Genomic DNA, 21,470 nt, shown 5'->3' with positions numbered 1-21,470 from the left:
CGCCGGCAGGGGCGCAGCGGGGCTGATCGGTTAGAATGCAGGATTGCCCGCCGCCCCGCCTGCGCACTCCCGGTGCGTCGTAGTCCCGGCCAGCGGCCCTGCGGCCTTTCCGCCCCCATTCATTTGCAGATATCACCATGCTAGACAACCTGACCCAACGCCTCGCCAAAGTCGTCAAAACCATGCGCGGCGAGGCGCGACTGACCGAGTCCAATACCGCCGAGATGCTGCGCGAAGTGCGCCTGGCCCTGCTGGAGGCCGACGTGGCCCTGCCCGCCGTGCGCGAGTTCATCGCCAAGGTGAAGGAAAAAGCCATGGGCGAAGAGGTCATCGGCTCGCTCACCCCCGGCCAGGCCCTGGTCGGCGTGGTCCAGCGCGAGCTGGCCAGCCTGATGGGTGCCGACCTCGGTGCCGAAGCCTCGCAACTGAACTTTGCGACCCAGCCGCCGGCCATCATCCTGATGGCCGGCCTGCAGGGTGCCGGTAAAACCACCACCGTCGGCAAGCTCGCCAAGTACCTGCGCGAGAACAAGAAGAAAAAGGTCCTGACCGTCTCCGCCGACGTCTACCGCCCGGCCGCCATCGGCCAGCTGCAGACCGTGACCGGCCAGGCCGGCGCCGACTTCTTCCCCAGCCAGCCGACCGACAAGCCGGTCGACATCGCCCTGGCCGCGCTGGACTACGCCAAGAAGCATCACCACGAAGTGCTGATCGTCGACACCGCCGGCCGTCTGGGCATCGACCAGGCCATGATGGATGAAATCCGTGCCGTGCACGCCGCCATCAAGCCCATCGAAACCCTGTTCGTGGTCGACGCCATGCTGGGCCAGGACGCCATCAACACCGCCAAGGCCTTCAACGACGCCCTGCCGCTGACCGGCGTGGTGCTCACCAAGCTGGACGGCGACTCGCGCGGCGGTGCTGCGCTGTCGGTGCGCCACATCACCGGCAAGCCCATCAAGTTCGCCGGTGTGGCCGAAAAGCTCGACGGCCTGGAAGCCTTCGATCCCTCGCGCATGGCCAACCGCATCCTCGGCATGGGCGACATCCTGGCGCTGGTGGAAGAGGCACGCAAGGGCGTGGACATGGAAGCCGCGCAGGACCTGGCGCACAAGATCAAGGGCGGCGGCAAGTTCGACCTCAATGACTTCAAGGCCCAGCTGTCGCAGATGAAGAAGATGGGCGGCCTCACCAGCCTGCTGGACAAGCTGCCGGCCCAGATGCAGGCCGCCGCCGGCAACGCCAACATGGACCAGGCCGAGAAGCAGGTGCGCCGCATGGAAGGCATCATCAACTCCATGACCCCGCAGGAACGCGCCAAGCCGGAACTGATCAAGGCCACCCGCAAGCGCCGCATCGCCGCCGGTGCCGGCGTGCAGGTGCAGGAAGTCAACCGCATGCTGTCGCAGTTCGAGCAGATGCAATCGATGATGAAGAAGCTCAAGGGCGGCGGCATGATGAAGATGATGCGTGGCATGAAGGGCATGCTGCCGGGCGGCATGCGCTGACGGCATCGGCCGCAAAGTCTTTCTGGAAAAGGCTTTGCGGCCCTTCCACACGACCTCCGGCGGTCTCTTCTGGCGCCGGAAAAACTCCCCTCCTCCGCTTTTCCCCTCCGTTTTCGAGCCCCTATCCGGTCTCTCCGGATACGTTTTCTGTACGCGTCATGCGCACGAAAACATGCCCTTCTTTCATCGCTTTTCCTTCCCCTCCGATATCGCCGATGCGGCCCTTTCCGGGACTTCCGCGATCCGCCGCGATCCCTTTACCGGCGCGGCTTGACGGCGGATCGGGGCGGCTCGTTGTTTCCTGGCGCTTTCACGGGAAAATCCACTAAAAAATACTTGCGTGGCCGTGCAAAGAGCACCACTATTAGCGGTGCGTAAATGACGCATTCATCTCATTCTTGTGAGGAGTCTTTCCGATGGCCACAGCAAAAAAAGCAGCAGCCGCAGTAAAGAAGCCAGCAGCAAAACCCGCAGCCAAACCCGCCGCCAAGGCAGCCGCCAAACCGGCCGCCAAAGCCGCCGCTCCCAAGGCAGCTGCCAAGCCTGCGGCCAAGGCAGCGCCGAAAGCCGCACCGAAGGCCGCTCCCAAGGCAGCCGCTCCCAAGAAAGCCGCAGCAAAACCCGCCGCCAAACCCGCAGCAAAACGTACTCCCAATGCCGCCTTCATGAAGCCGCTGACACCGTCGGCAGCCCTGGGCGAGGTGGTGGGCGCCAAGCCGCTGCCACGCACTGAAGTGACCAAGAAAGTCTGGGAATACATCAAGAAGCACAAGCTGCAGAACGCCGAAAACAAGCGCAACATCGATGCCGATGACAAGCTCAAGGCAATCTTCGGTGGCAAGAAGCAAGTCACGATGTTTGAAATGACCAAGCTGATCTCGGCTCACCTGAGCTGATCGACGCCCGCGGTTTGCAAGCGACTTGCAAACAAAAACGCCCGCAGATGTCATGCGGGCGTTTTTGTTTCCGGATGTTTCAGGGGGCGTGGCCTTGCCGGCCGGTTTTCCTCTTGTCTGACGCCGCATGCAGCACTTCTCTGATGGCGAGCAGGCCTGTCACCGCCTACCATGGCGGTTCTGCAGGGTGTGGCACTGGCCGCAAAGGCCGGTTTCAGCTTTCCAGCTCACATCGCCTCCGGCAGAACTGAATAAAAGAACCGAAAACCGGAAACCGGGTCTATCCCTGTGCCATCCACTGATGAGCCTGGACGCTCATGACCAAGAGAAAGGAAATGACCATGCCAAACCAAACCGCCACCCTGCGTCACCAACTGCTGCGTTCGGCCAGCGCCCTCGTGATCGGCCTGGCCGCCCTGGGCGGTGCCTCGCACGTGTTCGCTGCGGGCAAGGCCGGCCATTCGGAATACCAGCAGCAGATCGCCGCCTGCAAGAGCGGCGCCTCCACGGAAGACCGCGCTACCTGCCTGCGTGAAGCCGGTGCTGCCCAGCAAGCCGCTGCGCGCGGCACGCTGACCGATCCGGGCGCGGCGCAACTGAAGGAAAACGCCCTGCGCCGCTGTGAAGGCCTGCCGCAATCGGATCGCATCGATTGCGAGAAGCGCGTCAACGGCCAGGGCAACAGCGATGGCAGCGTCGCCTCGGGCGGCATCCTGCGCGAGACCGTGACCATCGTCCCGGCCAAGTAATTTCGCTCTCCCCAAAAACGAAGGCGGACGCCATGGCGCCCGCCTTCGTCATTGCAGCCTGTGGAAAGATCAGGCAGCCAGCTTGCCCTGGATGAAGGCCAGCGCCTCGGCCAGCGGTACTTGGGTGGCTTCTGCATCGCGGCGACCCTGGTATTCGATGTTGCCATCCTTGAGGCCACGGTCACCGACCACGATGCGATGCGGCACGCCGATCAGTTCCCAGTCGGCGAACATCGCGCCCGGACGCTCGCCACGATCATCCAGTACCACATCCACACCCGCCTCGGTCAGTTGCGCGTACAGCTTGTCGATTTCGGTCTTGACGGCTTCGCTGCGGTCATAGCCCATGGGGCAGAGCACCACTTCGAAAGGCGCAATCGAGGTCGGCCAGATGATGCCGCGGTCGTCGAAATTCTGTTCGATGGCCGCGCCCAGGATACGGGTCACGCCGATGCCGTAGCAGCCCATCACCAGCGGTTGCGGCTTGCCGGACTCATCCAGGTAAGTCGCCTTCATCGCTTCGGAATAGGTGGTGCCCAGCTGGAACACGTGTCCCACTTCGATGCCGCGCTGGATCGCCAGCACGCCACGGCCGTCCGGCGAGGCATCGCCTTCAACGACATTGCGGATATCGGCCACCAGCGGCTCGGGCAGGTCACGGCCCCAGTTGGCACCGGTGTAGTGGAAATCGGCTTCATTGGCACCACAGACGAAATCGGCCATGTTGGCCACCGTGCGGTCGGCCACGACCTTGACCGGCTTCTTGGTGCCGATCGGTCCCAGGTAGCCCGGGGGCGTGCCGAACCATTCAACGATCTCGGCTTCGTTGGCGAAGCGGTAGGTGGACAGGCCCGGAATCTTGCTGGCCTTCACTTCGTTGAGTTCATGGTCGCCGCGCAGCAGCAGCAGCCAGATTTCCTTCTTGGCCGGATCTTCGTTGTCCACTGCCAGCACGATGGATTTGACGGTGCGTGCCAGCGGCAGGCCCAGCAATTCAGCCACGGCTTCGCACTTGGACTTGCCGGGCGTGGCGGTCTTTTCCAGCGCCTGGGTGGCGGCACCACGGCTGCTGTCCACGGGCAGCGCTTCGGCCGCTTCCATGTTGGCGGCGTAATCGGAGGTGGGGCAATAGACCAGTGCGTCCTCACCGGTGGCGGCGATGACGTGGAATTCGTGCGAGCCGGAACCGCCGATGGCACCGTTGTCGGCGGCGACGGCACGGAACTCCAGGCCGAAGCGGGTGAAGATGCGCACGTAGGCGTCATACATGGCCTGGTAGGACTTCTTCAGGCCATCGACATCGCGGTCGAAGGAGTAGGCATCCTTCATCGTGAATTCGCGGCCGCGCATGAGGCCGAAACGCGGACGGCGCTCGTCGCGGAACTTGGTCTGGATGTGATAGAAGTTGACCGGCAATTGCTTGTAGCTGCGCAGTTCAGTACGGGCCACATCGGTGACCACTTCTTCGGAGGTCGGCTGGATGGCGAAGTCGCGGCCATGGCGATCCTTCACGCGCATGAGCTCGGCACCCATCTTGTTCCACCGGCCGGTTTCCTGCCACAGCTCGGCCGGCTGCACCACCGGCATCAACAGCTCGACGGCGCCGGCGCGATTCATTTCCTCGCGCACGATGGCTTCGACCTTGCGAATCACGCGCAGACCCATGGGCATGTAGGTGTAGATGCCAGCTCCCAGACGCTTGATCATGCCAGCACGCATCATCAGCTTGTGGCTCACGATTTCAGCGTCGGACGGGGCTTCTTTCAGGGTGGAAATAAAAAAACGTGAGGCGCGCATGACGGTCGGTTCTTTTTAAAAAGAGGAGGGTTATAATCGTTCCAATTTTAAAGGATTAGCTGGCTGATGCGCCCTTTCTTTGCAGATTTGCTCCTAGTTTCAATGACATCCGTGCATCGATGTGATTGCTCCTGACCGCCTGGCGTACCGGCTTTGCCGCGTGCGCCCGCAGTCGCATGAGCCTGCCTGAAAGGGACTTCCAGCCGCAGAAAGTTTGAGGATCACCATGCTGGATCGAGAAGGCTTCCGCCCGAACGTCGGCATCATCCTGCTCAACGCCAATAACGAGGTGTGGTGGGGCAAGCGCGTACGCGAGCACTCCTGGCAATTCCCGCAAGGCGGCATCAAGCACGGCGAGACCCCCGAACAGGCGATGTTCCGGGAACTGGAAGAAGAGATCGGCCTGCGTGCCGAGCACGTCAAGATCATCGGCCGCACCCGTGACTGGCTGCGCTACGAAGTCCCCGATCATTTCATCAAGCGCGAAGTGCGCGGCCATTACCGCGGCCAGAAGCAGATCTGGTTCCTGCTGCGCATGGTCGGGCGCGATTGCGACGTCAACCTGCGCGGCACCTCGCATCCGGAATTCGATGCCTGGCGCTGGCATGACTACTGGGTGCCGCTGGATGTGGTCATCGAGTTCAAACGCGAGGTCTATCAGCAGGCGCTGCAGGAATTGTCGCGCTTCCTGAGTCGTCCGGGCCACGGCCCGCGCCGTGCCGAGCAAGCCGGGCGCATTGCGCATCCCCACAAGAATCCCGGCCAGGCCGCACAAGCCCAGCCCTGCAACGGCGCGAACACGCCGGAAACCAAGTGAGTTCCATGCCCTCTTTCCAGCAACCTGAACCCCCACGTTCCCTGTTCACCGTGCGCGGCCTGCGCCGCGCGGTGCTGGCCTGCTCGCTGCTGGCGGCCTGCGCCGGCGCACTGGCGCAGAGCTTCGATGAAGAATTCGACGACGAGGAAAAGCCCTGGCAGGAAATCGCCGTGCAGTTGCCGCCGACGCCGCAAGAGCAGAACCTGGCCGAGTTCTATCTCAGCCCGAATGCCACCATGAAGGCCTACATCGATACCAATTCCGTTTCGATCGGCACTGACAAGGTGGTGCGCTACACCGTGGTCACCAAGACCGAAGGCGGTGCGGTCAACGTGATGTACGAAGGCATGCGCTGCGAGACCTGGGAAAAGAAGACCTACGCCTTCGGCCATCCCGATGGCAAATGGTCGCGCTCGCGCCGCGACAAGTGGCAGCCGATCCGCGATATCGGCGTCAATCGCATCGATGGCGCGCTGTTCAAGGATTATTTCTGCGAAGGCAAGATCATTGCCGACAATGAGAACGTCAAGAGCATCGTCAATCGCCTCAAGACGCAGACGCGTATTGATCCGGTGCGTCGCTGATCCCGGCGGCTGGCTCGAAGCACACAATAAAAAACGCGGCCTTGGCCGCGTTTTTTTTATTGTCCACATGAAATTATTTATATCGTATAAATCGTATAAATCATTTCCAGAATGCAATGTGATGCATCATCCTCACAGCAGCACCAGGTTATCCCGATGCACCAGCTCCGGCTCCTCGACGAATCCCAGGATGGCCTGGATCTCCGAGGAGGGATGACGGATGATGCGCCGCGCATCCGAGCTGTTGTAGTTGCTCATGCCACGCGCGATGGCGCGGCCGCTCTCGTCCACGCAGGTAATCACGTCGCCCCGGCCGAACTCGCCCGAGACTTCCACCACGCCGATAGGCAGCAGCGACTTGCCTTCCAGGCTCAGCTTCTGCACTGCGCCGGCATCGAGCACCACACGGCCGGCGGTCTTGAGGTGATCGGCCATCCATTGCTTGCGCGCGGTCAGTTGCGCGGTCTCGGCATTGAGCTGGGTACCGATGGCTTCACCTGCAGCCAGGCGTGTGAGGACCTGTTCCTCACGGCCCCAGGCGATCACCGTATGTGCGCCGGAGGTGGCGGCGCGCTTGGCGGCCAGGATCTTGGTCAGCATGCCGCCGCGGCCGATGCCGGTGCCGGTGCCGCCTGCGATGAGCTCCAGCGACGGGTCGCCGGCACGCGCTTCGGAAATGAGGGTGGCCGCCGGATCCTTGCGCGGATCGGCGGTGAACAGGCCCGGCTGGTCGGTGAGGATGATGAGCGCTTCGGCTTCGATCAGGTTGGCTACCAGGGCGCCGAGGGTGTCGTTGTCGCCGAACTTGATTTCATCGGTGACCACCGTGTCGTTCTCGTTGATGACCGGCACCACGCCCAGTTGCAGCAGGGCGAACAGGGTGGAGCGGGCATTGAGGTAGCGTTCGCGGTCGGCCAGGTCGGCGTGGGTCAGCAGCACCTGTGCGGTGTGCAGGTCGTGCTTGCGGAAACTGGTTTCGTAGATCTGTGCCAGGCCCATCTGGCCCACGGCCGCGCAGGCCTGCAGGTGATGGATGCCGGTCGGGCGCTTGTCGAAGCCCAGGCGCTGCATGCCCTCGGCCACCGCGCCGGAGCTGACCAGCACCACTTCCTTGCCGAGCGCACGCAATTGCGCGATCTGTTCCGCCCAGCGGGCGATGGCGTTGGCGTCCAGGCCCTTGCCATCATTGGTGACCAGGGAAGAGCCAACCTTGATGATGAGTCGCTTGGCGCGTTGAATGACCGATTGCATAGTGTTCCGGGTTCTGATTCTTCTGGAGGCGGTCGGAAAATCCGACAGGCAGAGATGATAGCCCGAACCGCCCCCGCGCGCAGCCCCAAGAAGGATCAGGGCTGCGCCGGGGTGAATCAGTCCAGGACCTTGAAGCGCGGATCGTCCGGATCGATGCTGGAGATGGCGCGGGCTTCCTCGGTCATCTGGGTTTCTTCGGCGCGGTGCTCTTCGGCGCGCTTGGTTTCCAGATACTTGTAGATGTCGTTGATGAGCTCTTCGCAGCCGTCACGGTTGAGCGCCGAGATCTCGAAGACCGGGCCCTTCCAGCCGAAGCGCTTGACGAAATCCTTCACGCGCTTGGCGCGTTCGGCCTCGGGCACCACGTCCAGCTTGTTCAGGACCAGCCAGCGCGGCTTGTCGAACAGGGACTGGTCGTACTTCTTCAGTTCCTGCACGATGGCCTTGGCTTCCTTGACCGGATCGACTTCCTCATTGAAGGGGGCCAGGTCGACGATGTGCAGCAGCAGACCGGTGCGCTGCAGGTGGCGCAGGAACTGCACGCCCAGACCGGCGCCATCGGCCGCACCTTCGATCAGGCCGGGGATGTCGGCGATCACGAAGCTCTTCTCGTGGCTCACGCGCACCACACCCAGGTTGGGGTGCAGGGTGGTGAAGGGGTAGTCGGCGATCTTCGGACGCGCGTTGGAGACGGCCGTGATGAAGGTCGACTTGCCCGCATTGGGCATGCCCAACAGGCCCACGTCGGCCAGCACCTTCAGTTCCAGGCGCAGCTCGCGGCGCTCGCCTTCCTTGCCTTCGGTCTTCTGACGCGGGGCGCGGTTGGTGGAGGTCTTGAAGTGGATGTTGCCCCAGCCGCCTTCGCCGCCCTTGGCCAGCATCACGGTCTGGCCGTGGAAGGTCAGGTCGGCGATGTGTTCGCCGGTGTTGATGTCGACGATGAGCGTGCCCACCGGCATGCGCAGGTAGACATCATCGGCACCCTTGCCGTAGCAGTCCGAGCCGCGGCCGTTTTCGCCGCGACCGGCGCGGTGCAGCTTGGCGTAGCGATAGTCGATCAGGGTGTTGACGTTACGGTCGGCCACGGCCCAGATGGTGCCGCCCTTGCCGCCGTCGCCGCCGTCGGGACCGCCGAAGGGGCGGAATTTCTCGCGGCAGAAGCTGGCGACACCGTTGCCGCCATCCCCCGCCACGACTTCAATACGTGCTTCGTCGATGAATTTCATGATTTGGACGCCTCATGGGACATGGGAGCCGCTAACAAAACGTCGATGCACCTCGGTCCTGGTCAGGACCCACCCCGGCGCTTCCGACGGAAGCCTGGGCTCGGCGCTTTGTTGACGGCTCTTCAAAAATCAAAAAGGCTCCACCATCGGCAGAGCCTTTTTTATGCCTGGTTTCCGGGCGAACCCGGATGACAGGAACGCTTACGCCGTAACGACGGTAGCGTATTGACGCTGTTGCAGGCCCTTGACAACGAACTTGACCTTGCCGTCCTTCAGGGCGAACAGGGTGTGGTCCTTGCCGACGCCGACGTTTTCGCCAGCGTGGACGCGGGTGCCGCGTTGACGGACGATGATGCCGCCAGCGTTGATCACTTGGCCGCCATAAACCTTGACGCCCAGGCGTTTCGATTCTGAGTCACGGCCGTTGCGCGTAGTGCCGCCGCCTTTTTTGTGTGCCATTTAAAACTCCTTGATGACTTTGGATGAGCAGTTCGTTCGGGTCAACGCTCAGGCGTTGATGGAGACGATTTGCAGTTCGGTGTAGTTCTGACGATGGCCTTGACGCTTTTGGTAGTGCTTGCGACGACGCATCTTGAAGATGCGGACCTTGTCATGGCGACCTTGTGCTACCACAGTAGCCAGCACCGTAGCACCTGCGACCAGCGGCGCACCGAACTTCACGGTTTCGCCTGCGCCCACTGCGAGCACTTGATCCAAAGTGATTTCGGAGCCAATGTCAGCCGGTATCTGTTCTACTTTGAGTTTTTCGCCAGCAGCAACTTTGTATTGTTTGCCGCCGGTTTTTATGACCGCGTACATGTGAAACCTCACGAATGAATGAATAAGAACGATTTTTCCCTTGCCGCGCCCGTCAAAAACCCATGGCGAAACAGGAAAACCGCAAATTATACAGGCACTTAGCCCCACGGTCAAAAGCCTTGACACTTTGCCCGACCTCTGTACAACACAGTTTCCGGCAGGACAATGGAAGAGGACTTGCCTGACAGACAACCCGAATCCTCCGCCAGGTTTTCATTCCAACAATGAAAAACCTTTACTATGCGGGCTCAGGCTCTTTGGCGTGCCCCTGCCTTGTCATCGTATAATCCGGGGAATAACCATTTTCCACAGGTTCCGCCTTGTCTGCCGCCGTACAAAACGCTTCGCAACAAACCATCATGCATCCGATCGTCGCCGACATGGAGGCGGTCAACGCAGTCATCCGCCGGCAGCTGTACTCGGAGGTGCCGCTGGTCAACCAGGTCGCCGAATACATCATCAGTGCGGGCGGCAAGCGCCTGCGCCCGGTGCTGGTCGTGCTCATCGCCAATGCCTTCGGCTACAAGGGCGAGCATCACCACTCGCTGGCGGCCGTGATCGAATTCATTCATACCGCCACCCTGCTGCATGACGACGTGGTCGACGAATCCTCGTTGCGCCGTGGCAAGCAGACTGCCAATGCCATGTTCGGCAATGCGGCCTCGGTGCTGGTAGGCGACTTCCTTTATTCGCGCGCCTTCCAGATGATGGTGGCGGTGGGCAACCCGCGCGTGATGGAAATCGTGGCTGATGCCACCAACGTCATCGCCGAGGGCGAGGTGCTGCAGCTGCTCAACATGCACAATCCGGATGTGGACGAAGCCGGCTACCTGCAGGTGATCCGTTCCAAGACCGCCAAGCTGTTCGAGGCCGCCAGCCAGATCGGCGCCCTGATTGCCGGTGCCGACGAAGCCGGCATCGAAGCCGCCGGCGAATATGGCCGCTCCATCGGCACCGCCTTCCAGCTGATCGACGACGTACTGGATTATTCCGGCAACAGTGCCGAGATCGGCAAGAACGTCGGCGACGACCTGCGCGAAGGCAAGCCCACGCTGCCGCTGATCTGGCTGATGCAGCACGGCACGCCGCAGCAGCGCGAACTGGTGCGCACCTGCATCGAGAACGGCGACGAACAGCATTTCGACGAAGTGCTGTCGGCCATCACTCACTCCGGCGCCCTGGCCTATACCCGCGAACAGGCGGAGATTGCTGCGCGGCGGGCTGCGGATGCAATTATTTCACTTCCCGATAGCCAATTCAAAAAATCCCTGTTAGAATTATCGGCTTTCGCAGTAGATCGAAATCACTGACTTAGATCTCACTCGACGGGGTGTAGCTTAGCCTGGTAGAGCGCTACGTTCGGGACGTAGAGGCCGGAGGTTCGAATCCTCTCACCCCGACCAGAATTACCTTGTAGATCAAGGACAAAAAAGCCCAGCAGCGATGCTGGGCTTTTTTATTTCCGGATTCCATTGCCCATTGCCGGGCACCACCCAACAAAAAGGCGGAATCCGCGATGTCGCGCATTCCGCCTTTTCATTCACATCGGCCTTGCGGACCTGCCCGCTCAGCCAGATTCCTGGCGGGGCATTTCCGAAAACTTCATTCAGGTTCCATCTCCTGCCAGACCGGGGCCTTGTAGACGCGGTGGCGCCACTCAGTTGCCCCAATCCCCATCCAGCGCCGGATCCAGATTGTCGATCACCGCCCTCGCCCAACCCATGCCGCGCTCCACGGCCAATACCGCGCTATCAAACCGGCCAGGCAGCTGGCGACGTGGAAACAGGGGCGGCGCCAGCCCGCCGCTGTCGGCGATATGAACTTCAGCAACCTCCCACAAGCCACCCTCGCCCTGACAGCGCAGTGAAATGTGAAAGCCCTTGTACTGCTCCTGATGAGTGACCAGAGCTTGCATATTTTTTTTCTTTCGCAAAACCGATCATAGGAGGGCGCATACCGTCGTGAAGGACAGGCGGGCCGGAAGGCATCAGGCGGCGCATCACGCCATTGGGCGTGGGAGGGATGCGCCGCGCGATCTCAGCGGCGACGGAAACCCGGACGGGGGCCGCTGGGGCCGCGCTGTTCCAGGTGACGGAAGATGATGCGACCCTTGTTCAGGTCGTAGGGAGACAGTTCCAGCGTAACCTTGTCGCCCGCCAGAATCTTGATGAAATTCTTCTTCATGCGACCGGCCGTATAGGCGATCAGCGAATGGCCGTTGTCCAGCGCCACGCGGAAACGCGAGTCGGGGAGGACTTCGGAGACTTGTCCTTGCATTTCGATCAGTTCTTCTTTTGCCATTTTCTCTTTCTTGTGCGTGAGCACGCGACCTCACGGAGGAAGGGCTCGGGGATTTGCAATCTCTGGCTTTGACGACTGGCCACGCCATGGGGAGGCCGGGAGCGTTAAGGTCGGAGGACAGGTGAACCCGCTGGCGGCGAGACCGGCAGCGCAGTTTCTTTACTCGGGGAAGCGGATGAAGATGCGAATCACGCGGATTGCAAGATGCTGTACGACAAGGCGCGTGGGGATCAGGATTTCCGCTCGGTTCTTGAGCGATCCATGCATTATACGCGATTTTTGCCCTACCCGCCACTGCGCGCCTCGGGACGGTCTGCTGTGGTTTATCTGCGCCATTGCACAATCGACATCGATTTATCGATGCCACAGATAAACAAAAATGGGGATCACGCGCCATCAGCGCAAAAAAAAAACGCCACCGCGCAGGTGGCGTAAAAAACTACCAGAGGTTCTGCCAAATCAGATAAATCATTTACGCATTCCTGCGTTTCAGGCCGACGAGCTGCCGATCTCATCTCTCAATGGTGCGGCTCCAGCGCGTATTCCACACGGCGCGGTTCTTGTTGATCTCATCCCAGTCCACCGCGCGCGCGGCCTTGACGAAGCCATTCATGCGCGCCTGCTCGGCCGCGGCCGTGCCGCTGACCTGGACCTTGGTATTGGTCGGGTTGTAGTTGCCGTTTTCCAGCGCCAGCGCTTGCGCCTGCGGTGAGAGCAGATAGGCCGCCAGCTCCTGCGCCAGCTGCGGCTCGGTGTTGTTGGCGATCACGCACTGCGCCACCATCAGCACGATGGCGCCTTCCTTGGGCTGCACGTATTCCACCGGCACGCCCTTGCTCTTCAAGAGCGTCGATTGCGTGGGCGTGTAAGGGAACAGGGCCGCTTCGCCGGTCTGTGCCATCTCGGAAATCTTGGCCGAATTGGAGATGTACTCCAGCACATTGGGCCCGATGGTCGAGGGCCAGGCCTTGAAGCCGGGATCGACGTTGGCATCCGTGCCGCCCTTGAGCTGGTTGAAGGCGAGGAAGGCATGCAGCCCGAAGGTGGACGAAGGCAGCGACTGGAACACCACGCGCCCCTTGAGCTTGGGATCGGCCAGGTCGAGCCACGAGGTCGGCGGTGCCCAGCCCTTCTCGGCATAGACCTTGGTGTTGTAGGCCAGGCCGGTAACGCTGATGGTCACGCCCGTGGCCAGGTCATCCTTGATGTGCGCCACCGGCAGCAGGTTGGCCAGGTTGGGATTGGGCTTCTGCTTCTCGCACAGGCCCATGCCGACGGCACGATACATCACGCCATCGTCCAGGAACATCAGATGCATCTGCGGCTTGTCCTTGGCGGCCTGGGCCTTGGCCAGGATGTCGGCCGAGCCGCCGGGCACCACGGCAATCTTGACGTTGTACTTCTGCTCGAAGGGACCGAACACCGCCTGCGCGAAGGTCTTCTCCATGTTGCCGCCATTCATGCCGACATACAGCGTGCGGGTCTGCGCCTGCACTTGAGCGGCGGTGGCGGCCAGCAACAGTCCGAGGGCAGCGGTGCGGGAGAGCGACATCATGAGATCTTCCTTTCAGGGTGGGAGGACAACAGGTCGACAGCGTCGGAACGTGGCGGCAGGAAGCGGCCAATCGAGAAAGCATCCAGCGCGATGGTGCTGCGGCCATGCAGCACCAGCTCGGCCAGCGCCTCACCGGCAGCCGGCCCGATCTGGAATCCGGCACCGCAGAAACCAAAGCCATGCAGCAGGCCCATTTGCGTGGTGCTGGGGCCGATCACCGGATGCTGGTCCGGCAGGTAGCCTTCCACGCCGCTCCAGCTGCGGATGATGTGGACGTGGCGCAGCGCCGGCAGCAAGGCCGCCGCCTGCGGCAGCAGCCCGAGAATGGAATCATGCGAAGCGCGGGCGCGCAGTTCATCCTGCTCGTAGCCGCGGCCGCCGCCCAGCACCACGTTGCCGCGCGCCACCTGGCGGCAGTAGATGGAGCCCCCTTCCACGCCCAGGCTCCAAGGCAGGAAGTGGGGAATCGGTTCAGTCACCACCATGCTGGGGTGGCCGCTGGTCAGGGGGACGGCCTCGCCAAAGGACTGCGCCACGCGATTGGCCCAGGCACCGGCGCAATTGATGAGCACTTCCGCACGCACTTCCAAGGGTTCGCCACCCTGCCGCGCTTCGGCCACGAAGTCGCGGCCATCGTGACCCACCTGCATGACTTCGCAACGCTCGATCACGGTCGCGCCCGCCGCTTCGGCCGCACGCGCAAAGGCCGGCGAGACCAGGCGCGGATTGGCCTGGCCATCTTCCGGACACAGCGAGCCGCCGACCGCCGCGCCGCCCAGCCAGGGACATTGCTGGCGCAGGCGTTCGCCGCTGATGAGTTCGATCCCCAGGCCGTAGGGCCGGCTCAGTTCGGCATAGGCGATCAGCGATTGCATGTCGGCCTCGCTGCGGGCCAGCTTGAAGTGGCCGCTGCGTTCGTATTCGCCGGTGGTGCCGATCAGGGACTGCAGATCGCCCCAGATCTGATGCGCGCGTTGCGACAGCGGCAGCTGCACTTCGGGCCGGCCCTGGCGGCGCACGCCACCGTAGTTGATGCCGCTGGAACGCGCACCGCACAGGTCGCGTTCCAGGATGGTCACGCGGCGTCCGGCCTTGGCCAGCACCAGTGCAGCCGAGCTGCCGACGATGCCGCCGCCGATGATGAGGACTTCGGTATGGAGGCTCTTCATGAGGCATCCTCCTGCGCATGCAGCGCGATCACGCGCGCAGAGACCGGCTCGGGGGCCGGCACATGCATGCCCAATGGAATCGGCTTGATCGGTGCCTGGCCGCGCAGACGACCGACTTCCTGCACCGGCAGGCCAGCGGCATGCGACAGAATTTCGGCGGCCGCGGCACCACACATGCGGCCCTGGCAACGGCCCATGCCAACGCGGGTGAGGGCCTTGAGCCGGTTCATTTCCGCTGCGCCTTTCTCGCGCACGGCCGCGCGCAATTCACCGGCGCGGATGTTCTCGCAGCGGCAGATCACCAGATCGTCCGGCGCGGTGGCCGCCCAGCGTTCGGGGAAGGGGAAGGCGCGCTCCAGTCCGAGTCGGAAAGCACCGATGCGCACCAGCTCCGCTTCGATCTGCGTCACCCGGGCCGCATCGACGGCGATGCCGCGATCCTGCAGCAAGGCCAGCGCAGCGCGTTCACCGGCCAGCTCGGCGGCATCGGCCCCCATGATGCCGGCACCGTCACCGGCGAGATAGACGCCCGGCACGCTGCTGCGGGTGCTCTTGTCGCGCACCGGCAGGTGCGCGCGCTGCAGGCTGTCGAACTGGAAGCGGCAACCCAGCAGATCAGCCAATTGCGTTTCAGAACGCAGTGCATAGCCGAAACCGACGGCATCGCATTCAATGCGCTGCTCAGTACCCGGCTTGCCACTCGCACTTGCCAGGTTCTCGCGACGCCAGACCAGCGCCTGCACCCGCGCATCGCCTTCCACGCGCAGCACCCGCGCGTGCGAATGCACCGGCACGCCATGCAGCTTGAGCCAGGCAAGGTAGTAGATGCCCTTGGCCAGCAAGGCCGGCTGGCCCAGCATGGCGGGCAGTGCGGCAATGCGGTCAGCCAGGCTGCTGCTGTCGAGCACCGCCGCCACCCGGGCACCGGCCTTGGCATACTGGTAGGCCACCAGATAGAGCAGCGGACCATTGCCGGCCAACACCACCGAGCGTCCGATGGCGCAGCCCTGGAACTTGAGCGCGACCTGCGAGCCGCCCAGGGTATAGACGCCCGGCGTGGTCCAGCCGGGGAAAGGCAGCACGCGATCAGTCGCACCGGTGGCCACGATGATGTCTTCCCAGGCCAGCGTTGAAGCGGATTGCGCGCTGCCCTCCATCAGGTCGAGCAAACCCGGCTGGGCATTCCAGACGAGGGTGTTGGGACGGTAGTCGATGGCCTCGCGCAGCGCATGGAAGGTGCTGTGCACCGATTGCGCGCGGCTGGCTTCGAAACCATAGAGCGTCTTGCGGCTGCGCAGGAAACCGCGCGGCGGCTGGCGATAGATCTGGCCGCCGGCCTGCGCGGCTTCATCGATGACGATGGGCCGCACGCCATGGGCCAGCAGCGTCTGCGCCGCACGCACACCGGCCGGGCCGGCACCGACGATGACGGGAGCTGCGCGCGTCATGCGGGTTCCTCCTGGCCGCTGCGCAATTGCATGCCGGCACGGATGAAGGTGGAGCAGGCACGCAGGCGCTCGCCGCTTTCAGTGGCGATCCAGCAATCCTGGCACGCGCCCATCATGCAAAAGCCGGCCCGCGGCTGGCCGCTGAATTCATTGCGGCGCAGGCTCGCGGTATTGGTCAGTACGGCGGTCAGCACCGTGTCGCCTTCCAGCGCGGTCGCCGGGCGGCCGTCCAGCGTGAAGCTGACCGCAGCGCGATTGCGTTCGGCCAGCCGTACCAGCTGGGCCTGTGCAGGAGCAGAGGTGTGATTCATGAACGCCCCACCAGCACGCGGTCCAGGCCATAGACCCGGTCCAGGATGATCATGGCCACCGCCGTGATGGCCACCATCAGCGCCGAGACGGCCGCCATCATCGGATCGATGGATTCGGTGGCGTACATGTACATGCGCACCGGCAGCGTCACCGTCGAGGGCGAGGTCACGAAGATGGACATGGTGACTTCATCAAAGCTGTTGATGAAGGCCAGCAGCCAGCCCCCGGTGATGCCCGGCAGGATCATCGGCAGCGTGATGCGCAGGAACACCGTGGAGCGCGTGGCCCCCAGCGACAGGGCGGCATGCTCGGCGCTGCGGTCGAAGCCGATGAGCGCGGCCATGATCAGGCGCATGGTGTAGGGCGTCACCACCAGCGAGTGCGCCAGCACCAGCCAGCCGAAACTGCCCGCGCCACCCACCACCGAGAACAGGCGCAGCAGGGCCACGCCCAGCACCAGGTGCGGAATGATCAGCGGCGACAGGAACAGGCCCTGCAAGACGCCGGACCAGCGATGCGGATAACGCACCAGCGCCATGGCCGCCGGAATGGCCAGGGCGGTGGAGATGGTGGCCGCTGCCAGCGCCAGCCAAAGGCTGTTCCAGAAGGAACTCACGAAGTCGGGAAACTCAAACACCGCCTTGAACCAGCGCAGCGAGAATTCAGGCCCGTTCATGGTCAGGGTGTTTTCGGGGGTGAAGGCAATCACGCACACCACCAGGATCGGGGCCAGCGTGAAGAGGATCACCAGCGCATTGAAGCACAATGCAATCGGTCCGTTCTTGTTCATGGTTCAGCCCAGCGCTTTCTTGTAGCGGCGTTCGATCATGCGGTTCCAGCCCAGCATGATGACCAGGTTGGCCACCAGCAGCAGCAGCGCGATGGCTGCGCCCAGGGGCCAGTTCAGTTCGTGCAGGTATTCGTCATAGATGATGGTGGCCATCATCTTCAGGCGGCGTCCGCCCAACAGCCCCGGAATGGCAAAGGAGCTGGCCGAGAGGCCGAAGACGATCAGGCTGCCCGAGAGAATGCCGGGCATGATCTGCGGCAGCACGATACGGCGTAGCACGGTGATGGGCGAGGCGCCCAGCGACAGCGCCGCGTTGGCCACGCCACCATCGAGCTTCTGCAGCGAGGTCCACACCGGGATCACCATGAAGGGCAGCATCACATGCACCAGCGCAATGACGATGGCCGTTTCGGTATAGAGCAGCTTGACCTTGGCAAAGCCCAGCGCCACCAGCGTGCCGTTGATGAGGCCTTCGGGACCGAGCAGCATGCTCCAGCCGAAGGCGCGCACCACCACCGAGATCATCAGCGGGGCCAGCACCACCAGCAGCATGATGGAGCGCCAGGGCTTGCGCATGCGGTTGAGAATGTACGCCTCGGGCGCACCGACGACGATGCAGATGAGCGTGACCAGGCCCGAGATCCACAGCGTGCGCCAGAAGATGCCGTAGTAATACGGATCGGTCAGCACCGCTGCGTAATGCTCCAGCGTGAAGGTACCGGCCTTGGGGCCGGTCTCGGCATCATAGGCGTTGAAGGACAGCACGAAGGTCAGCACCAGCGGCACCAGCAGCATCACCGTGCACAGCAGGATGGCCGGGGCCGACATCAGCCAGGGCAGGCTGCGCTGGCCGGGGGCCTTGTCGCTGGCGGCGGCACTCACCACGGGCGGTGCCACGGAAGTCGTGCCGGCCGCGCTCATGCTGCGACCCCTTCATCGCTGCGGGCGGTAGAGACCAGGCGCAGGCTGTAGTCGCTCCATGCCAGGCCGACGGCAGCGCCCTGCTCCAGTGCTTCGGCACCATCGTTGGCCGAGAGGACCGAGAGCAGGCCCAGCGGGGTCTCCACTTCATACATCCATTGGCTGCCGAGGAAGAAGCGGCGCACCACTTCGCCATTGCAGCGGCCCTGGCCGGGCGCGGTACAGCGGATCTTTTCCGGACGCAGGCCCAGCACTACGCGGCCGCCGCCGCGCAGGCCGGTGTCGGAGCTTTCCAGCGACAGCATCATGCCGCCCACCGCGATGTCAGCGCGTTCACCTGCGGCACCGACCACCTGGCCTTCGAGCAGGTTGGCCTTGCCCACGAAGGTGGAGATGAAGCGGTTGGCCGGATGTTCATACACGTTCAGGGGACGGCCGACCTGGGTGATGTGGCCGGCCTCCATCACCACCACGCGGTCACTGATGGACATGGCTTCGCTCTGGTCGTGCGTGACCATGATGGTGGTGGTGCCGACCTTGCGCTGGATGTCGCGCAGTTCGAATTGCATCTCTTCGCGCAGCTTGGCGTCGAGGTTGGACAGCGGTTCATCGAGCAGCAACACCGGCGGAGCAATCACCAGCGCACGCGCCAGGGCCACGCGCTGGCGCTGGCCGCCGGAGAGTTCGCGCGGATAGCGCGCACCGTGTTTTTCCAGATGCACCAGCGACAGGGCCTGCGCCACACGGTCGCGCTTCTCAGCGGCGCCGCACTTGCGCATCTCCAGCCCGAAGGCCACGTTCTGCTCCACCGTCATGTGCGGGAACAGCGCATAGGTCTGGAACACGATGCCCAGGCCGCGCGTATTGGGCTTGGCATGCGTGATGTCGCGGCCGTCGAGTTCGATGCGGCCGCCGCTGACGGCCTCGAAGCCCGCGATCATCTGCAGGGTGGTGGTCTTGCCGCAGCCCGAAGGACCGAGCAGGGAGATGAACTCACCCTTTTCCACCGTGAGGTTGAACCCCGATACCGCCTGGGTATCGCCATAGAACTTACTGACATTGGTCAGCGTGAGAAATGACATTGCAAGCTCCCTGTCGCAAGGTTCGGGCGCTGCACGGCTGGCGGGCTTGTCGGCCGGCGGGCGCTCCGATGCATACTTTCAATTACGCAACCCCATCGCTGGAGCGATGTGAGCGGCGCGTCTCCTGTTTCGTTATTGATGCAATTTCGGTGCCAATTCTGCTATCGTATTTCGACAGTCGGGAAATTTTTTATATTTATTCCATTCAATGAAATGCATCGGCGAGCGAACCGCCGCCGATTCCACCCAGCAGACAAAGCCCCCTCATGAGCGAGCACAACGACGAGGCCACGGCCGCCAGCGCCCCCGCCTCCCTGCCGGTCAACGGCATCCAGCGCACCTTTGCGGTGTTGCGCGCGCTGGCCGATGCACCACCGCAAGGCATGCGGGTGACGCAAGTGGCCAAGACCATCGGCCTGACCCAGGGCACCACGCACCGGCTGCTGCAATCGCTGGCCGGGGAAGGCGTGGTGGAACAGGATGAGCGCAGCAAGCTGTATCGCCTGGGCATGGACCTGTTCGCCCTGGCCGCGCGCGCCGGCAATGCGTCGGATGTGCGCAGCCTGTGCCGTCCGGCGCTGCTGCGGCTGTGCGGCAGTCTTGGCGATACGGTCTTCCTGCTGCTGCGCTCGCGCTTCGATGCGGTGTGCGTGGACCGCGTCGATGGTCCCTTCCCGATCCGTGCCTTCACCGGCGACATCGGCGGGCGCGTCGCCTTGGGCGTGGGCCAGGGTGCGCTGGCCATCCTCGCCTTCCTGCCGGAAGAAGAACGCGAGGAAGTGATCCGCTACAACGTGCCGCGCCTGCGCGAATTCGGGGTCTATGACGAGGTCTACCTGCGCACGGAAATCGAGCGTGTGCGCGAGACCGGTTATGCGGCACGCCAGGCCGGCCTGCTCGATGGCATGGCCGGGCTGGGTGTGCCGCTCTTCGATGCCGGCGGCAACATCGTCGGTGCCTTGAGTGTAGGCACGCTGACCTCGCGCCTGACCGAGGAGCGCCTGCCGACCGTGGTGCAGATGCTGCAGCGGGAAGCCGCCGCCCTGTCGCGCCGGATCAATCCCTTCGACCCGGCCTTGCGCCGGCCCATGCACCAGGCCAATCCCGTGGAGCCACAAGCATGACCACCCCTGCTCTTGCCCCCGTGCTGCTGATCAAGTCCGGCGGCGCTGCCGCGCTGGCCGAGTGGCGCGCCAGCTTTCATGAATTCGCACCCGAACTGGGCCTCGACGTGCGCGCCTGGGATGATCCGGAAGTCGATCCGGCGCGCGTGCAGTTCGTGCTGGTGTGGCAGCCCGAGCCGGGGCGGCTGGCGCAGTTCCCCAACCTGAAGGCCATCATCAGTGCGGCTGCCGGAGTCGATCACATCCTTGCAGACCCGCACCTGCCGGAGCTGCCCATCGTGCGCATGGTCACGCCTGAAACGCAGCAGCGCATGGCCGAATTCACGCTCATGAGCAGCCTGATGCTGTTGAAGGACATGCCGCGCATCATTGCCCAGCAGGCGCGCGCCGAATGGCGCGAATTCTCCACGCCCCGCACGGCGCGCGAAACGCGCGTGGGCGTGCTGGGCCTGGGTGCGCTGGGCTTGTCGGCGGCGCGCATGCATGCAGCGGTCGGCTTCGAGACCGCCGGCTGGGCGCGCTCGCTACGCAGCGAAAAGGGGCTGGCCTGCTTTGCCGGGGCCGCTGCGTTGCCGGATTTCCTGGCCCGCACCGATATCCTGATCTGCCTCTTGCCCGAGACCACCGATACCCGCCACCTCATCGATGCCGATCTCTTGCGCCAGTTGCCGCGCGGTGCCGCGGTCATCAACGTCGGCCGCGGCAGCCACGTGTGCCTGACCGATCTGCTGGCCGCGCTCGACAGCGGACACTTGTCCGGTGCCGTGCTGGACGTGTTCGATGAAGAACCACTGCCCGCCGAGGCCGCCGTCTGGCGCCATCCGCGCGTGCTGGTCACGCCCCATGCAGCGGCCACGCCCTCGCGCCGCGAACGCGCCAGGCAGGCGGCGGTGGCCATTGCCGCGATGCTGGGCGGCCTGCCGCCGCCGCATCTCTACGACCGCAGCAAGGGTTACTGAAGGGCAAGTCCGGGCGCAGCCGCCACACCGCGCCGCCGCCCGGCTTGCGAGATAAGCCCCCATCGTCTAGACTTTGGCGCTCGCTGGCCGCCCTGGCTTGCCTGTCATGACGACAAGCAAACAGGCCCGCCGACTCCCTCCCATGCGTGAGGGCAACCCACT

Annotated in this window: 23 protein-coding genes and 1 tRNA gene; 10 read left to right on the top strand and 14 right to left on the bottom strand. The window is 63.5% G+C overall.

All coding sequences use genetic code 11. The annotated features are described in order from the left end of the window. Positions 1-137 precede the first annotated feature (137 nt). The 3 genes from ffh to JOD78_RS09695 all read left to right on the top strand — a co-directional run bounded on the left by ffh (position 138) and on the right by JOD78_RS09695 (position 3,153). Positions 138-1,508, top strand: a complete 1,371-nt coding sequence (ffh, locus tag JOD78_RS09705) for a signal recognition particle protein (RefSeq protein ID WP_039790476.1) — start codon at positions 138-140, stop codon at positions 1,506-1,508. Positions 1,509-1,924: 416 nt separating this feature from the next. Further along, entirely contained in the window at positions 1,925-2,404 is a 480-nt protein-coding gene (locus tag JOD78_RS09700) for an SWIB/MDM2 domain-containing protein (protein ID WP_121042583.1), read from the top strand. A gap of 341 nt (positions 2,405-2,745) precedes the next feature. Next, positions 2,746-3,153, top strand: coding sequence for a hypothetical protein (locus JOD78_RS09695; protein WP_134135674.1), 408 nt, complete (start codon positions 2,746-2,748; stop codon positions 3,151-3,153). Positions 3,154-3,222: 69 nt separating this feature from the next. Here the strand turns inward: JOD78_RS09695 and JOD78_RS09690 are convergent, their stop codons facing one another. Then, positions 3,223-4,950, bottom strand: a complete 1,728-nt coding sequence (locus JOD78_RS09690) for a proline--tRNA ligase (protein WP_121042579.1) — start codon at positions 4,948-4,950, stop codon at positions 3,223-3,225. Between the two features lie 226 nt (positions 4,951-5,176). Here JOD78_RS09690 and JOD78_RS09685 point away from each other — a divergent pair, with 226 nt between their 5' ends. Together JOD78_RS09685 and JOD78_RS09680 are read left to right on the top strand one after the other, a co-directional pair. After that, complete coding sequence (locus JOD78_RS09685; protein WP_121042577.1) at positions 5,177-5,767, top strand: RNA pyrophosphohydrolase; 591 nt, start codon at positions 5,177-5,179, stop codon at positions 5,765-5,767. Between the two features lie 5 nt (positions 5,768-5,772). Next, positions 5,773-6,351: a CNP1-like family protein gene (locus tag JOD78_RS09680; RefSeq protein ID WP_034333967.1), complete on the top strand. Its 579-nt coding sequence runs from the start codon at positions 5,773-5,775 to the stop codon at positions 6,349-6,351. Positions 6,352-6,483: 132 nt separating this feature from the next. Here the strand turns inward: JOD78_RS09680 and proB are convergent, their stop codons facing one another. From proB to rplU, 4 genes are all read right to left on the bottom strand, one after another. Next, the gene (gene proB, locus JOD78_RS09675; protein ID WP_121042575.1) at positions 6,484-7,602 is read right to left on the bottom strand and encodes a glutamate 5-kinase; all 1,119 of its coding nucleotides are present in this window, start codon (positions 7,600-7,602) and stop codon (positions 6,484-6,486) included. A 116-nt stretch (positions 7,603-7,718) separates the two neighbouring features. Further along, the gene (gene cgtA, locus JOD78_RS09670; RefSeq protein WP_121042573.1) at positions 7,719-8,828 is read right to left on the bottom strand and encodes an Obg family GTPase CgtA; all 1,110 of its coding nucleotides are present in this window, start codon (positions 8,826-8,828) and stop codon (positions 7,719-7,721) included. A gap of 201 nt (positions 8,829-9,029) precedes the next feature. Next, the gene (gene rpmA / locus JOD78_RS09665; RefSeq protein WP_006713216.1) at positions 9,030-9,287 is read right to left on the bottom strand and encodes a 50S ribosomal protein L27; all 258 of its coding nucleotides are present in this window, start codon (positions 9,285-9,287) and stop codon (positions 9,030-9,032) included. A 48-nt stretch (positions 9,288-9,335) separates the two neighbouring features. After that, positions 9,336-9,647 carry a 50S ribosomal protein L21 gene (gene rplU / locus JOD78_RS09660; protein ID WP_006713215.1) on the bottom strand — a complete coding sequence of 104 codons (312 nt, stop codon included), beginning with the start codon at positions 9,645-9,647 and terminating at the stop codon, positions 9,336-9,338. Positions 9,648-10,006: 359 nt separating this feature from the next. On the opposite strand from rplU, the gene ispB reads away from it, so the two are divergent. Together ispB and JOD78_RS09650 are read left to right on the top strand one after the other, a co-directional pair. Then, positions 10,007-10,957, top strand: a complete 951-nt coding sequence (ispB, locus tag JOD78_RS09655; protein WP_186450175.1) for an octaprenyl diphosphate synthase — start codon at positions 10,007-10,009, stop codon at positions 10,955-10,957. 16 nt (positions 10,958-10,973) lie between these two features. Beyond that, a tRNA-Pro gene (locus JOD78_RS09650) sits at positions 10,974-11,050 on the top strand. A 254-nt stretch (positions 11,051-11,304) separates the two neighbouring features. Here JOD78_RS09650 and JOD78_RS09645 read toward each other — a convergent pair. Both JOD78_RS09645 and infA read right to left on the bottom strand, forming a co-directional pair. Continuing rightward, positions 11,305-11,562: a hypothetical protein gene (locus JOD78_RS09645; protein WP_121042572.1), complete on the bottom strand. Its 258-nt coding sequence runs from the start codon at positions 11,560-11,562 to the stop codon at positions 11,305-11,307. 122 nt (positions 11,563-11,684) lie between these two features. Continuing rightward, complete coding sequence (infA, locus tag JOD78_RS09640) at positions 11,685-11,948, bottom strand: translation initiation factor IF-1 (protein WP_006713209.1); 264 nt, start codon at positions 11,946-11,948, stop codon at positions 11,685-11,687. A gap of 204 nt (positions 11,949-12,152) precedes the next feature. On the opposite strand from infA, the gene JOD78_RS27965 reads away from it, so the two are divergent. Then, positions 12,153-12,383 carry a hypothetical protein gene (locus tag JOD78_RS27965; protein ID WP_227022653.1) on the top strand — a complete coding sequence of 77 codons (231 nt, stop codon included), beginning with the start codon at positions 12,153-12,155 and terminating at the stop codon, positions 12,381-12,383. Between the two features lie 76 nt (positions 12,384-12,459). Here JOD78_RS27965 and JOD78_RS09630 read toward each other — a convergent pair whose 3' ends face one another. From JOD78_RS09630 to JOD78_RS09600, 7 genes are read right to left on the bottom strand one after another with little or no spacing between them, the layout of a single operon-like run. Continuing rightward, on the bottom strand, positions 12,460-13,503 hold the full coding sequence (locus JOD78_RS09630) for an ABC transporter substrate-binding protein (protein ID WP_209568209.1): 1,044 nt from the start codon (positions 13,501-13,503) through the stop codon (positions 12,460-12,462). Beyond that, positions 13,500-14,672, bottom strand: coding sequence for an FAD-binding oxidoreductase (locus JOD78_RS09625; protein WP_209568212.1), 1,173 nt, complete (start codon positions 14,670-14,672; stop codon positions 13,500-13,502). The genes JOD78_RS09630 and JOD78_RS09625 overlap by 4 nt, the downstream gene beginning before the upstream one ends. Beyond that, positions 14,669-16,120: an NAD(P)/FAD-dependent oxidoreductase gene (locus JOD78_RS09620; RefSeq protein WP_134135676.1), complete on the bottom strand. Its 1,452-nt coding sequence runs from the start codon at positions 16,118-16,120 to the stop codon at positions 14,669-14,671. The genes JOD78_RS09625 and JOD78_RS09620 overlap by 4 nt, the downstream gene beginning before the upstream one ends. Next, a complete protein-coding gene (locus tag JOD78_RS09615; RefSeq protein ID WP_134135678.1) occupies positions 16,117-16,431 on the bottom strand; it encodes a (2Fe-2S)-binding protein in 315 nt (104 codons plus the stop codon). Before JOD78_RS09615 ends, JOD78_RS09620 begins: the two co-directional genes overlap by 4 nt. After that, positions 16,428-17,222, bottom strand: a complete 795-nt coding sequence (locus JOD78_RS09610; protein ID WP_121042562.1) for an ABC transporter permease — start codon at positions 17,220-17,222, stop codon at positions 16,428-16,430. The genes JOD78_RS09615 and JOD78_RS09610 overlap by 4 nt, the downstream gene beginning before the upstream one ends. Before the next feature lie 3 nt (positions 17,223-17,225). Beyond that, positions 17,226-18,143, bottom strand: coding sequence for an ABC transporter permease (locus JOD78_RS09605; RefSeq protein WP_199725086.1), 918 nt, complete (start codon positions 18,141-18,143; stop codon positions 17,226-17,228). Beyond that, entirely contained in the window at positions 18,140-19,225 is a 1,086-nt protein-coding gene (locus tag JOD78_RS09600; protein WP_121042560.1) for an ABC transporter ATP-binding protein, read from the bottom strand. The genes JOD78_RS09605 and JOD78_RS09600 overlap by 4 nt, the downstream gene beginning before the upstream one ends. 266 nt (positions 19,226-19,491) lie before the next feature. On the opposite strand from JOD78_RS09600, the gene JOD78_RS09595 reads away from it, so the two are divergent. Next, entirely contained in the window at positions 19,492-20,349 is an 858-nt protein-coding gene (locus JOD78_RS09595) for an IclR family transcriptional regulator (RefSeq protein WP_121042558.1), read from the top strand. After that, positions 20,346-21,308 carry a glyoxylate/hydroxypyruvate reductase A gene (locus tag JOD78_RS09590; RefSeq protein WP_121042556.1) on the top strand — a complete coding sequence of 321 codons (963 nt, stop codon included), beginning with the start codon at positions 20,346-20,348 and terminating at the stop codon, positions 21,306-21,308. Before JOD78_RS09595 ends, JOD78_RS09590 begins: the two co-directional genes overlap by 4 nt. Positions 21,309-21,470 lie beyond the last annotated feature (162 nt).

Origin of the sequence: Herbaspirillum sp. 1130 (assembly GCF_017833835.1) — a bacterium.
Taxonomy (GTDB): Bacteria; Pseudomonadota; Gammaproteobacteria; order Burkholderiales; family Burkholderiaceae_D; genus Herbaspirillum; species Herbaspirillum huttiense.
Note: the sequence above shows the minus strand (reverse complement) of the source record. Positions and strands in the feature narration are given on the sequence as shown.

Bases quoted from the DNA above. Each gene is read 5' to 3' on its own strand.
- JOD78_RS09685 (WP_121042577.1), top strand. From the start codon at position 5,177: ATGCTGGATCGAGAAGGCTTCCGCCCGAACGTCGGCATCATCCTGCTC.
- JOD78_RS09610 (WP_121042562.1), bottom strand. From the start codon at position 17,222: ATGAACAAGAACGGACCGATTGCATTGTGCTTCAATGCGCTGGTGATC.
- JOD78_RS09625 (WP_209568212.1), bottom strand. From the start codon at position 14,672: ATGAAGAGCCTCCATACCGAAGTCCTCATCATCGGCGGCGGCATCGTC.
- cgtA (WP_121042573.1), bottom strand. From the start codon at position 8,828: ATGAAATTCATCGACGAAGCACGTATTGAAGTCGTGGCGGGGGATGGC.
- JOD78_RS09615 (WP_134135678.1), bottom strand. From the start codon at position 16,431: ATGAATCACACCTCTGCTCCTGCACAGGCCCAGCTGGTACGGCTGGCC.
- JOD78_RS09630 (WP_209568209.1), bottom strand. From the start codon at position 13,503: ATGATGTCGCTCTCCCGCACCGCTGCCCTCGGACTGTTGCTGGCCGCC.
- JOD78_RS09690 (WP_121042579.1), bottom strand. From the start codon at position 4,950: ATGCGCGCCTCACGTTTTTTTATTTCCACCCTGAAAGAAGCCCCGTCC.
- ffh (WP_039790476.1), top strand. From the start codon at position 138: ATGCTAGACAACCTGACCCAACGCCTCGCCAAAGTCGTCAAAACCATG.
- rpmA (WP_006713216.1), bottom strand. From the start codon at position 9,287: ATGGCACACAAAAAAGGCGGCGGCACTACGCGCAACGGCCGTGACTCA.
- JOD78_RS09600 (WP_121042560.1), bottom strand. From the start codon at position 19,225: ATGTCATTTCTCACGCTGACCAATGTCAGTAAGTTCTATGGCGATACC.
- JOD78_RS09645 (WP_121042572.1), bottom strand. From the start codon at position 11,562: ATGCAAGCTCTGGTCACTCATCAGGAGCAGTACAAGGGCTTTCACATT.
- JOD78_RS27965 (WP_227022653.1), top strand. From the start codon at position 12,153: ATGCTGTACGACAAGGCGCGTGGGGATCAGGATTTCCGCTCGGTTCTT.
- JOD78_RS09605 (WP_199725086.1), bottom strand. From the start codon at position 18,143: ATGAGCGCGGCCGGCACGACTTCCGTGGCACCGCCCGTGGTGAGTGCC.
- rplU (WP_006713215.1), bottom strand. From the start codon at position 9,647: ATGTACGCGGTCATAAAAACCGGCGGCAAACAATACAAAGTTGCTGCT.
- JOD78_RS09620 (WP_134135676.1), bottom strand. From the start codon at position 16,120: ATGACGCGCGCAGCTCCCGTCATCGTCGGTGCCGGCCCGGCCGGTGTG.
- JOD78_RS09680 (WP_034333967.1), top strand. From the start codon at position 5,773: ATGCCCTCTTTCCAGCAACCTGAACCCCCACGTTCCCTGTTCACCGTG.
- JOD78_RS09695 (WP_134135674.1), top strand. From the start codon at position 2,746: ATGCCAAACCAAACCGCCACCCTGCGTCACCAACTGCTGCGTTCGGCC.
- proB (WP_121042575.1), bottom strand. From the start codon at position 7,602: ATGCAATCGGTCATTCAACGCGCCAAGCGACTCATCATCAAGGTTGGC.
- JOD78_RS09595 (WP_121042558.1), top strand. From the start codon at position 19,492: ATGAGCGAGCACAACGACGAGGCCACGGCCGCCAGCGCCCCCGCCTCC.
- JOD78_RS09590 (WP_121042556.1), top strand. From the start codon at position 20,346: ATGACCACCCCTGCTCTTGCCCCCGTGCTGCTGATCAAGTCCGGCGGC.
- ispB (WP_186450175.1), top strand. From the start codon at position 10,007: ATGCATCCGATCGTCGCCGACATGGAGGCGGTCAACGCAGTCATCCGC.
- infA (WP_006713209.1), bottom strand. From the start codon at position 11,948: ATGGCAAAAGAAGAACTGATCGAAATGCAAGGACAAGTCTCCGAAGTC.
- JOD78_RS09700 (WP_121042583.1), top strand. From the start codon at position 1,925: ATGGCCACAGCAAAAAAAGCAGCAGCCGCAGTAAAGAAGCCAGCAGCA.